We start from the raw sequence: 10,977 nt of genomic DNA, 5'->3' as shown, positions 1-10,977 counted from the left end.
TTCAGCATGAATCATCAGCTTACCTTCGCGGATAGCGAGTTCAATGGTAAACGCCGCAAAACCCGTAAGGAGTTATTCCTGGCTCGTATGGATGCGTTGCTCCCATGGGCGATGATGCTGGAGGTCATCGAGCCCGTCTATCCCAAGGCAGGTAATGGCCGTCGTCCCTACCCACTCGATACCATGCTCCGCATTCACTGCATGCAACAGTGGTACAACCTCAGCGACGGTGCCATGGAGGACGCACTCTACGAGATAGCCTCGATGCGTCTGTTTGCCAGACTCTCCCTGGACCAGGCCATCCCTGACCGCACCACCATCATGAACTTCCGCCATCTGCTGGAGCAGCATCAACTGGCCCGTCAGCTCTTCGACGCCGTCAACCAGTGGCTTTCTGACGCCGGCATCATGATGAAGCAAGGCACGCTGGTCGATGCCACCATCATCGAAGCCCCCAACTCCACCAAAAACAAGCGTGGAGAGCGTGACGGCGAGATGCATCAGACCAAGAAAGGCAATCAGTGGTATTTCGGCATGAAAGCTCATATCGGCGTCGATGCCAAGAGTGGCCTGACGCATAGTCTGGAGACCACGGCCGCCAACGAGCACGACCTCAATCAAGTGGGAAATCTGCTCCATGGCAAGGAAGAGTTTGTGTTCGCCGACGCTGGATATCAGGGGGCCGAAAATCGTGAAGAGCTTGCCGATGTCGAGGCCGAGTGGGCGATTGCCATGCGCCCTGGAAAACTCAAGGAACTCAAAAAATATCCCCGTAAAAACAAGGCTGTCATTGCCTTTGAGAGGCTCAAATCCAGCATCCGCGCCAAGGTGGAGCACCCGTTTCGGATCATCAAACGTCAGTTTGGCTTTGTGAAGGCGCGGTTCAAGGGGCTGCGCAAGAACGACAACCAACTGGCGATGTTGTTTACGCTGGCGAATCTGTTTCGCGTGGACCAGATGATACGGGCATGGGATAGCTGTGCCCAAAAATCGAGATAAGCCTCGAAAATGAGGCTAAATGGCGCTTAATAGCCGAATACTTGCGGAAAAAAGTCAGGTTTTTGGTGTGATGGGCATTTCAAATGCGGACAAAGAGTTCGTGGTAAAGGTGCGATCCACTTGTTCGCACCTTCCTTAGCAATAGTCGAGATATTGCGCTTCTCATTGCTGTCGATATCACCAAACACCAGTAATTCTTGCTGAGGGCTATTGGGTCTGACCGAAAATTTCCGGTAATGGCGCTTTAGGCGAAGCTTGTCGATGGCTCGAATTTCTACACTTATTGCCCCATCAGATGCTTTCCCTGCGCCCCCTTTGATGGCGAGATTAACCAAGTTGATGACCTCTTGTGCGGTAATATCGGAGACCTGCTCATGGAAAACCAGGTTGATGATGTTCCACGGCGCAACTTTGAGCATATGATGGCTCAACTTATCCCAGATGTCGGCCCATGCCTGCTCTTCTATTTTTGAGTACCTCGTCTGCTTATCGGAGCGTTTGCACTCGACGTAGAACTCTAGATCACCAGAGCAAACCAGCATATCGGGGGATTTTTTGGTCTTCCCGTCGGGCCAGACAATGCTGTTTTCTGGGATGAAGGCAACCTCGTAGCCATTTTTCAAATAGAACGAGGCCGTCAGCAGCTCAAAAAGCTGGGTTTCTGGCTTGTTGTTATTCGCCAGCATTTTATCGAGAACACCATCAACATTGGGGACAGTGCGAAGCTTCTCTGCGACGGCTCCGATAGCCATGGCATAGGGCCAGAGCCGTCTACTGCTGTAAGCTGAGTCGCAATACTCAAAATCATGGGCCAGATACGACATCAGGATATACCAGTCGATGTCATCTTCTGCCGGAGAGAAGAGCTGAGGTTCTATCGGTCGCCTGATACTGAACTTCGACTCCTGCTCTCGTATGCGCTTCAAATACGCAGCTTTTCGCACAGCCCACACCTCAGAGCCAAGTCGGTCCACCAGCAGCCGATAAAATGCTTTGATTTTTGCACGCTCAATACAACGGACAATATCCATCTCAGTTTCCTCATGTAGTTGTAATTTGCAGCACACAGAGAGCTTTCCATTGTGGTGCTTGTTTGGCCGTGCAGGAAAAGAGAGAGCCCCCTATTGGAGGCTCTCTCTTTTCATCTTTCCGACACAAGTAAGCTAGATCTACTCTCTTCCCAATAATGTCATTAGGACAGCACCATTCTCCAGGGCTTGGCGGGCGGCGATTGCATAGGCCCGTGTGGGCTGCATTGCTAACTCTAGCGCTGAGCCGAGCTCCGGATGCTGCCCCAAGACTGAGGAGCGATCCCAAGCTCCACCATCGAGGCATCGAATTACCCAGTGGCCACTTTGGTGCCATACCAAATATGGCTGACGCCACCACAGCATCAGTTCCTCCGCCGAACGCTCTTCGTTCGGGATGTCTCTGGCTGGCGGCTCTGCCGGATTGACCGGTATTCCATTGATGACGCCAGACAAATCGGCCGGGGCCATGGTCAAGGCAACATCGAGAGTGATTGTGGTAAAGGACATTGGTCCCTTCCTCCTTGTTGTATAGGGTCCATGATTGCAGCTCAGGGCGCGGATGTCATCAGCAACCTATTTCTCATTGGCTTTCGCTTGGCTGTTGGAAGTGACAGGCTCGTTTTCATTGGGTACGACTTCCCCATATTGGTTGAGGGTCATCTTTTTCCAGCGATCCTCTGGGATTGCCAATTTAAAGCCAGGGCTATCAACCGGTGTTCCGGGTGGGGTGTAGTTGGGATCCGGTTTGCCAAAAATGACTCCAAGACCATGAGCCGGTTCACTGATTACCTGCTCCTCTGGAGACTTATGGGACTGCTTCTTTTCCTCGGCATCGCCACACGCTGCAAGCATGAGAGAGAGAGCCAAGGCAATCGCTATTCGCTTCATCAGGTTACTTCCCAGGTGATTGCTGGTAGACGCGGCGAACACGACCAGGAGCTGGGGCGTTTACATACAGATGGCTAATCGCCGGATTCCAGCTGTCGGAACAGTGAACATATTCGGTCATCAGTAACTTCTGCTGCTCCTCGGACAAGGTGATTTCAGCCCCACTCTGCATATCAAGGTATTTGCTGTATAAGAAAGCCAGCTCTCCTGGTACAGGCTCTGCAATAGCGTTAATGGGAACTCCACTTTCTTGTGCGATATGTTGCATCAGATGCCCAGAAAGCAGTTGCAGCTCGGGTTTAACCATTCTGGTCATTATCGCATTGGCAACATACCCCACCATTGGGTGATCAGTCTTGGAAACCACAGCAAACTTTTGAATCACTGGTTTGATCTGACTTGGGTCTTTCACATACTCGATATAGTGCCGACCCGCTTCTTGTAGCCGCTCATTGGCCGTTGCTTCGAATCGCTTATAGGCTGCGTCATCCCCAAATTTCAAGATGGCATCATAGGGGCGCATAATCGGCGTTCTTTCCTCATGTGCAATGTACCCACCACCAATATCACTGTGGGTACCCAAAAGCAGTATCTCAGTATGGTCTGGTCGCACAGAATTAAGAGCGAAGTTCTCTCGGTACTCGTTTTGAGCGGCAAGCTGGACGACCTTTTCGGCAGCCCCTGGGGCAATGTAGAGGCGCACGCTGCCATTTTCATCGTCGGTGGTATCCGGGCCAATGGCCGCGACTGTATCGAAGAGACCAACGAAGGCTACACGTACAGGTCGCCCTAGTTTGGAGTCGTTAAGGAGATTAACGAAGTGTCTAGCGGCTGCCCCACCTCGACTAAAGCCGAACACGTCCACCGCCACCGGACCAGAGGGAAGGTTAGTGATCATATTGGTTATCTTGGTCAGGCCTTCTTTCGCTCTTGCTATTACTCCAGTTGAGCCGCTGCCGAAGGCCATATCGAGTGTAGAGTCAGTCTTGCCTGCGGAGGTTCCAATCCCCTCAATGTAGAGAGATTGGCCGACATAGGCTTGATGTAACCTAGCTATGTTTGTTGCTCCGCCATCGTATGAAGAGTTCGTACCTATCAATTTCTCTATGGATTGGCAGGCAGGAACACTGGCCTGTTCGCATTGCTCTCGCAGCTCGCTGTTATGCCTATTGTTTTGGGTTCCATCAAAAAAACACCCACCCGAGTCTCAAGCTGATCCACCAGCGGGACGAGAGGAGCTGTTGCGGAGTCGGCTAGTGTGGAAGCTGGCGGTGAGTCGGCTAGTGTGGAAGCTGGTGGTTCTACTGGTGTGCTGGCTGCTTTGGCTCGGGGACCCATATTGTCACCAACAGTTGTTCCTTGGGCAGGAAGAATTACATTGCTCATTGATGGGCAACCGCAAGCAACATAGTCTCCTTGCAGCGCCACAGGCCCACCTGGACCGATGATAGAACGAGGGCCGACGGCAACAATAGGGCCCTGTCCTACTTTGCAAGAAGGGCAAGTCGCTATCATTCCGATATAGGTTGTTGGGGAGCCTTCGCTGAGCCAGCAGCTGTCTCCTTCTTGGATCACCCCACCCGTGCTAGTCGGATCACCTTTCCTTGCCACATTTCTCATCAAATACCTCCATTTTGGGATCGGAATGATACTTCAAATGAAGCTTACGAAGGCTGAATGAGATGATATTGCAAGCGATAAGCGCCGACTTCTGTCGCGCCCAAGGAGAGTCGAAAACACCAAAATACGCATTGACTGCACATTACGCTCGATCAACAATCTACGTAAACACACCAACTTACGCAATTAGAGGTATTCATGGAGTTTCGCTATCCAACGGCAGCGGCAGAAGTTAATGCAGCCAAGCTGAAATATCTGACAAAGAATTTGAGCGACCCTATCTCGGGAAAAAATGAATTTGAGCGCCTGACGAAAGAACTGGGTAACTCAATAGACGGATATGCGACTTGGCATCCGGTGCTAACGATCCCTAGAGATAGACTAAGGCCAAATGAAGATCGAGCTGGTGATTTGTTCCGTCTATATAAAGGCCTCGATCATGTAGTCAAGTTCGTCAAAGGCTTTGTTTCATGCCCTTATAGTGAAGAGGCTGCAAATTCGCTAGTAGAGCAAGTGCGCAATGTTCCAGGTTTAGATGCGTATCGTCTTGATAAACCACTTTACCATGACAATGCTTATCCGGTCGTTGTGGTGGCGACCCAAGTCACCCTTGAGGCGGATGGAACAATCCGCAGTCGTGATGCCATCGCATGGTGCGTTCAAGAGCTAGTTAGAAATGCTCGCCAAGCAGAAGTGGCTGAAACATGGTGGAACCTCAAAAGTGAAATTCTTGGTGAACCACATGGTTCGCGTTCATCACTGCTGGTTAATCAGTTCACTGGTGGGCACATGCGAAAAATCTTGGACGCTTTAAACAGCAGTGGTATGTATGGCCCAGTTAAAGAATGGTCTCTGGAAATGCTCTCGAAGAAAAAGAGAGTTCTGATAGCTGAGACCCTGCTCCGCACAGCACTCAAAAACTATGATGTCAATCACCAAGCATTTGAATTTGAACTAAATGGAGAGGTATGCCAAGCCGAAGTGCGAGACACATGGAGTGATGGCGCAGAATTGTTTATTCAGGTCACAATTGGTAATAGTGACCTAGTAGTAAGTGGCTTTTACTACCGGGAAAATGACTGTTTGGAATCATCGGATCCCAAAGGAAAAAGAGCTATTGCGGAAAAATTCTTATAGCGCTGATTGCTTGTATAAAACCTCATAGCCCTGCCTCCCCGGTGGGGCTTTTCTAAGTTTAAAAAAAAGCCGCTACGGGAGCGGCAAGAAGAGCATGGTGGTCACATCGGGTAGCAACCAACGCGCCCTATCTTCTCGCAAAAAAGGACTCATGTCACTCCCGCCTTAATGGGTTTAAATGAGGTGCTTATCCATCCAGGCCGCCTGTCGTAACAACGCAATCGCATCAGATGAGCTCACTTTCCAAGCTTCCGCCAAACGCCGGATAAAAAATACGGCGGCCTCCATCCGATCGTCAGCAGACAAGAAGTGGTGAAGCTGCTCTCCTTGATGGCTAACTATGAGAGCCACTCCAGACTTACCATTGTTGTAGAGCGCACAGCTCTTGTTGTTTGCATCACCATGGTATGAGCCGGTGGCCTCCTTTCGCAGCCCAAACATAACACTGCAAAACGCGGTCAGTTCTGCCTTCGTCAGCTGTACTGTGATCTTTCGCTGCCAGTCAGGTTTTACTCCCGCTGCTCGGATGGGGGCTACCTCGATACTGATTGTTGGGTAGCTGGCCCGAGTCACTGTGTACTGGACAGTCAGGCCTGTCCGCTTGACAGGATCCCGTTGCCCATCAGAGTAGAATTTGATGCTTTCACCAAAATCGTTTTCTTCGCTCATTTGGCTACCCCCTTCAAAATCTTAGCCGACTGGCTGGAGAGCCCATCGAAGATGGCATTGCTGATGTGCTCAGGGAAATCAACTGGTAACTCAGCAGTTACGGCTGAGATCACCGATTCGGTGTCAGCAGCCACCTCGTGGGGGAAATGACATGTTGGCAAAAAACCAGTCGTGACTGATGCGTTAACCCCCAGCCGTGGGGGGGGGGGACTAGACTGCAAAAAACCTGCGCTCTGGATCTGCCCCGTGAACCCCCAGGTTCGGGGGATAGCTCCAACATTACGTCGGTATGTAAAAACTGGGCGCCGTTAACCCCCGCCTGCGGGGGAGCAATCTGCTGCTGCCTGCGTCGGCGATCGTCATAGTCCCGTTAACCCCCACCTGCGGGGGGCGATACGCTGAACTTCGTGCCAACGTTGAACGAGACCCGTTAACCCCCACCTGCGGGGGGGCGATTTTTTGCCTTGTGGCTTGTAATGCGGCAGACGCCGTTAACCCCCACCTGCGGGGGGGCGATGGAGTTGCCGACCAGCACCATGCCGATCCCCACCGTTAACCCCCACCTGCGGGGGGGCGATACTTACCAAGTCAACAATTACCATCAAGATTAGGTCACGTTCAGCGACGTTCGCACACTTGAGGATTTGTGGCTGAAATTTACCTCTTAAATTCTGAGTGCGCAACTGATTAACATTGGTCTTCCGACTCAAAAATCGAGTCGCCGACTGGCCTGTTTCAATCGTTCATCACCCCGACGATCATACTTCTGCGTGGTCGTGACACTGGCATGGCCCATCGCGTCCTTGACCGTGATGATGTCCTCACCATTATCCAGCATGGCCGACGCAAAGGTTCGGCGGAGATCATGCGGAGCAAATTTTTCCAACCCAGCCTCAATCCTCCTCGTTTCAAGAATGTGGTAGATAGCCTGGTCAGTCATTCTCTCGGCGGTGACATCATCAAACCGCCTGATCCGCTGAAACAGTGCTCCCGGCTGCTCACCACGAACCTCATCTACCCAGCGCATAAGCCGCTGCCAGGCCCCGTCAGGCACATATGCGATGCGTTCTTTATTGCCCTTACCAAGCACCCGAAGCGCCTGATCCCTGGTGATGACGCATTCCATATCGAGGGCGACAACCTCCGAGCGCCGAAGTCCGCACCCGACTAAAACAGCAAGGATGGCTGCGTCACGCAGCCCTTTGGAGCTCCTATCATTTTCACATGTGAAATACAGGGCTCTGACCTCGTGCTTTTCGAGGGCCCGCCCGTTGGGTAAACGAGAGCCTCTCACCGAACGCACCTGCTTGATATGCTGGTAACTGTCGGTATCAATCTGCTTCATTGTCCACGCTTCCAGGGCCACTCCTTTCAGCGCAGCCAGGTAGGTATTGATCGTGGCTGGAGCGCGGTCAGAGTCGCTGAGCATTTGGATCACAGCTTGGACATGATGCCGCCGCATCGACTCCCATGCACAGTCACGCAGGTTTTGAAACCCGATCATCCGAGCAACGATGTTGAGAAATGAGCCCATGGTTTGCCGACTGCGCTTGGAGCCAAGGCTGATCAGGTATGCCACTGCCGGATTATCTTGTGCATTGCGCAACGCCCCGATGACTTGCGGCGGGCTCCCGTCTAGGGTTTGTTCTGACAAGACAACGAGCTTCGCGTGTGAAAGTTCAGTGGCACCGTCATTGTTCTGTTCGTGCAAAGTCACCTCCTTACACCGATAGCCACGAGAAACAAATCCCATATCTTGGTGTATATGTCCTTGGTGGGTGCAATATCTTGTGATTCGTAACTTTGTATCAGTGGTTCATATTTAGAGGGGGAGGAGAGGAGATCGTAGACCGTCCTGTTCGGTTTGGTGATGGGCTTGTTCGGGGTGAATCCATGTTTGTTGCACAGATACAAAGCAATCGCACCGCTTCTGGATTCGCCGTAGTAGCAGTGAACAAAGATCTGACTGATACCGCTCAGCACCAACTCATCGATATAACGGGATAGGTTCTTCGCCTGACCGGAGTCGATGTAGGATGCATAGTTCATCCGGAAAGACCCTTTCATGGTACGGATGGTGTCCTCGCTGTACCCGCCATCGTAAAAGCTGTCCCGATACAGGAGTTGCCAATCACCCAGGGTCGCCTCCGGTTTGTCCGGGTCGGTGATCGAGATCATCGCTGCACCGGCAACCGGCGCCAGTTTTTCGGCCTCTGCCTGGCTAATGAAGTGCACCTCTCTCATACGTTCTCTCCGTGAAAAATGAAGGACTTTCCTGCCAATATCCTATTCCAGAAACACTACTTTTTCAAACGGACATTTTAATAAGTAGAGTGAGGGAGGCTTCAAATAGATACTTTGGTGTTGTGCAGTGACAATAAAGTTTGTACACAGGCGCGAAAGTTTGTACACAGAAGGGATTTGAGACAATAAAGATTGTACATAGCGTCGAAAAATGCTGGTTTTACAAGAATTTGCTATCTATCGGCTTGGGCTCCAACGCCGGTAGGCACCTCGGGACTCCTGGTTAAAATGGCCGATTAGTGTACAAACTTTATTGTGCAAGTGACTGATCTGTAGTGCCAGTTATGTACAAACTTTATTGTCAATTCACATTTGGTTGTGCAGTGACAATAAAGTCTGTATAGCAGCGCTAAATCGGGCTTCTTGGTACAAATGCCCCGGTGCGGTTGCCGAACTCTTGATGCTGTATAAAACTTCCTGTTCACCCTCCCCTTAATCCGCGGTAGCATGAACACTACCCAAAAGATAAACAGGATATTGAAAATATGACCATTGAAGAGCTACAAACTTCGTTTGACGAAGCTATGAATAACTTCTTGCTGATTAGTGAGCTAAATAATCAGAAACTTCCTGCATCGGAAGATGATTACCTAAACCTAAACCGAGCTTATTTCAGAATTTGTACCGATTTTTATGACACCTTTCTACACCTTATAAATAATGGAAGACCTTTCCCTGCCATCGTCATTCTTCGTTCTATTTTGGAAATATACACGAAGGCGATATATTTGGACATTATTGAGAAACCTAAAGGAACTGATGTTAAACCACTTATTTCTGGAGAAAAGGATTTTCCTAGTTTTTTTAAGATGACATCAGCGTTAGATAAATTTGGGGAGGAGGGAAAAAATGGCCTTGAAGGCATGTTTAAGCAGTTCACTAAGCAGGATTTAGCTCAATACGAAAAGTTTTCTCTCTTTACCCATGGGCGCGGTGAATTTGTTAAAAAATTCATGTATGTGGATAACGCTCAACTGTGCATAGAAGGTGTTAGTGATTTAATTGTTACAGCTAAGGGGATGTATGAAACGCTATCCCTCCACTACTTCGGGCTGCAAAAACTTACCAATGAATTCCAGCAATTGCTTCATGAGTTACAAAAAACGGCAATGTACAATAATAGTTGAGACACAAAACAATGGCTAAAGATTCAAATAAAGAGCTAGATTTGTCATATCTATCCCCAGCTGTACTTTCTGCGGCAAAAAACTTTGCCGACTTGAAGTATCAAATTGACGTCACTGGGCGGCGCAACCCCGCTGAAATCCCGAATGATTTACATGGAAGGCAGCGGTCCGGGGAGTATGATGGCCCTTATGGTGGCGACACATTTATGAATAACATAATTCCTTTCATGCCATTATACCCGGACTATGAAAACCTTGGCGTTAAATACGTCCCGATAGCCAATACTCTTGGGCGCAGCTGGAATTGGTGGCCCGAACATAGAAAACATGCTGAGAAAGAAATCATTGACTTTATCTTGTCGCCGGAACATGGCAAGGAAGCATATTATTATCTAGTAAAAGAGCTCGGGGTAATTATCGCTGGAGAAGGAAAAAATAGAGTGAATTTCTGTCGAAACCATAAAATCGACCTAATTCCTGTAACAATATCTCAATTCAACTATCCACCAGCAGACTCCATTGAAATATTTTTCATCAAAAGCCATGTGGGAACTGATACCTTCGGCGTTTTAAATGGAAGGTACCTACAGAGAATTAGCCATATCTCCTATGCGCTACCGTTACTCAGCGCCTACGGCGTCAAGGTTTATACAGACTGGCCAATTAATTATCCATCCATCGAAAGCATCTACGAATACGCATATTGTGCCAAAGTTGGCCCAAAATTTAGTATCCACACGCTAGATTTAAATAAAATAAAAGAAAAAGAATTGAATAGTTCAAGTTATAAAAAGAAAAGCAATAGGTTTATCTACAGACTAATTAGTTCCTTCCTCAAGTAGCCACACATAAAACCATGCCCACAACCATATCATGCTGAACCGGCCTGACATTTACAAGATTCCATTTATTTTCAATGACATAACATCGTTGTCGGCTTTGCACCCTATGAGTGCAGAGCACCGACATCAGTGTCTGAACCCTCAACTGTACAGCGGCGGCTGCTTGGGCTCGATTGTTACCACCCTGAAAAGTGCCTCGCTGGCGACTGTGGCCCCGATTTGCTCAGCAAACCTCTCAATTGTCAGCCATCCATCTTCCCCTTGATGTGGGCGAGTAATAGAGTTTCATACCAGGTCTGACGGTAGGCCAACGTTTCATGGTTTTGAACATCCCTCACGGAGGTAATAATGTCATACCAA

Annotated in this window: 11 protein-coding genes; 4 read left to right on the top strand and 7 right to left on the bottom strand. The window is 49.5% G+C overall.

Features of this window, described 5'->3' with window-relative positions; all coding sequences use genetic code 11:
- Positions 1 to 6: 6 nt before the first annotated feature.
- Complete coding sequence (locus AB5Y53_RS07745) at positions 7 to 999, top strand: IS5 family transposase (RefSeq protein WP_368166140.1); 993 nt, start codon at positions 7 to 9, stop codon at positions 997 to 999.
- A gap of 26 nt (positions 1,000 to 1,025) precedes the next feature.
- Here AB5Y53_RS07745 and AB5Y53_RS07740 read toward each other — a convergent pair whose 3' ends face one another.
- From AB5Y53_RS07740 to AB5Y53_RS07725, 4 genes are all read right to left on the bottom strand, one after another.
- Positions 1,026 to 2,030, bottom strand: coding sequence for a hypothetical protein (locus tag AB5Y53_RS07740; RefSeq protein WP_368181548.1), 1,005 nt, complete (start codon positions 2,028 to 2,030; stop codon positions 1,026 to 1,028).
- Positions 2,031 to 2,603: 573 nt separating this feature from the next.
- On the bottom strand, positions 2,604 to 2,918 hold the full coding sequence (locus AB5Y53_RS07735; RefSeq protein WP_047235023.1) for a hypothetical protein: 315 nt from the start codon (positions 2,916 to 2,918) through the stop codon (positions 2,604 to 2,606).
- Positions 2,919 to 2,922: 4 nt separating this feature from the next.
- Positions 2,923 to 3,816, bottom strand: a complete 894-nt coding sequence (locus AB5Y53_RS07730) for a DUF2235 domain-containing protein (protein WP_368181546.1) — start codon at positions 3,814 to 3,816, stop codon at positions 2,923 to 2,925.
- Positions 3,817 to 4,022: 206 nt separating this feature from the next.
- Positions 4,023 to 4,538, bottom strand: a complete 516-nt coding sequence (locus tag AB5Y53_RS07725) for a PAAR domain-containing protein (protein WP_368181545.1) — start codon at positions 4,536 to 4,538, stop codon at positions 4,023 to 4,025.
- A 198-nt stretch (positions 4,539 to 4,736) separates the two neighbouring features.
- On the opposite strand from AB5Y53_RS07725, the gene AB5Y53_RS07720 reads away from it, so the two are divergent.
- On the top strand, positions 4,737 to 5,675 hold the full coding sequence (locus tag AB5Y53_RS07720) for a hypothetical protein (RefSeq protein ID WP_012766362.1): 939 nt from the start codon (positions 4,737 to 4,739) through the stop codon (positions 5,673 to 5,675).
- 174 nt (positions 5,676 to 5,849) lie between these two features.
- Here the strand turns inward: AB5Y53_RS07720 and AB5Y53_RS07715 are convergent, their stop codons facing one another.
- The 3 genes from AB5Y53_RS07715 to AB5Y53_RS07705 form a co-directional block, all read right to left on the bottom strand.
- The gene (locus AB5Y53_RS07715; protein ID WP_368181544.1) at positions 5,850 to 6,344 is read right to left on the bottom strand and encodes a hypothetical protein; all 495 of its coding nucleotides are present in this window, start codon (positions 6,342 to 6,344) and stop codon (positions 5,850 to 5,852) included.
- 706 nt (positions 6,345 to 7,050) lie between these two features.
- A complete protein-coding gene (locus AB5Y53_RS07710) occupies positions 7,051 to 8,061 on the bottom strand; it encodes a tyrosine-type recombinase/integrase (RefSeq protein WP_368181543.1) in 1,011 nt (336 codons plus the stop codon).
- Complete coding sequence (locus AB5Y53_RS07705) at positions 8,058 to 8,588, bottom strand: hypothetical protein (protein ID WP_368181542.1); 531 nt, start codon at positions 8,586 to 8,588, stop codon at positions 8,058 to 8,060. The genes AB5Y53_RS07710 and AB5Y53_RS07705 overlap by 4 nt, the downstream gene beginning before the upstream one ends.
- Positions 8,589 to 9,133: 545 nt before the next feature.
- Between AB5Y53_RS07705 and AB5Y53_RS07700 the strand changes: the two genes are divergently transcribed.
- On the top strand, positions 9,134 to 9,775 hold the full coding sequence (locus tag AB5Y53_RS07700) for a hypothetical protein (RefSeq protein ID WP_368181540.1): 642 nt from the start codon (positions 9,134 to 9,136) through the stop codon (positions 9,773 to 9,775).
- Between the two features lie 11 nt (positions 9,776 to 9,786).
- A complete protein-coding gene (locus AB5Y53_RS07695; RefSeq protein ID WP_368181539.1) occupies positions 9,787 to 10,617 on the top strand; it encodes a hypothetical protein in 831 nt (276 codons plus the stop codon).
- Positions 10,618 to 10,977 lie beyond the last annotated feature (360 nt).

The sequence above is a fragment of the Aeromonas sp. R7-5 genome (genome assembly GCF_040908015.1).
Taxonomy (GTDB): Bacteria; Pseudomonadota; Gammaproteobacteria; order Enterobacterales; family Aeromonadaceae; genus Aeromonas; species Aeromonas caviae.
This window is presented reverse-complemented; position numbering and strand designations above follow the sequence as displayed.

Coding starts and splice junctions, on each gene's coding strand:
- AB5Y53_RS07745 (WP_368166140.1), top strand. CDS start 7: ATGAATCATCAGCTTACCTTCGCGGATAGCGAGTTCAATGGTAAACGC.
- AB5Y53_RS07740 (WP_368181548.1), bottom strand. CDS start 2,030: ATGGATATTGTCCGTTGTATTGAGCGTGCAAAAATCAAAGCATTTTAT.
- AB5Y53_RS07735 (WP_047235023.1), bottom strand. CDS start 2,918: ATGAAGCGAATAGCGATTGCCTTGGCTCTCTCTCTCATGCTTGCAGCG.
- AB5Y53_RS07730 (WP_368181546.1), bottom strand. CDS start 3,816: ATGATCACTAACCTTCCCTCTGGTCCGGTGGCGGTGGACGTGTTCGGC.
- AB5Y53_RS07725 (WP_368181545.1), bottom strand. CDS start 4,538: ATGAGAAATGTGGCAAGGAAAGGTGATCCGACTAGCACGGGTGGGGTG.
- AB5Y53_RS07720 (WP_012766362.1), top strand. CDS start 4,737: ATGGAGTTTCGCTATCCAACGGCAGCGGCAGAAGTTAATGCAGCCAAG.
- AB5Y53_RS07715 (WP_368181544.1), bottom strand. CDS start 6,344: ATGAGCGAAGAAAACGATTTTGGTGAAAGCATCAAATTCTACTCTGAT.
- AB5Y53_RS07705 (WP_368181542.1), bottom strand. CDS start 8,588: ATGAGAGAGGTGCACTTCATTAGCCAGGCAGAGGCCGAAAAACTGGCG.
- AB5Y53_RS07700 (WP_368181540.1), top strand. CDS start 9,134: ATGACCATTGAAGAGCTACAAACTTCGTTTGACGAAGCTATGAATAAC.
- AB5Y53_RS07695 (WP_368181539.1), top strand. CDS start 9,787: ATGGCTAAAGATTCAAATAAAGAGCTAGATTTGTCATATCTATCCCCA.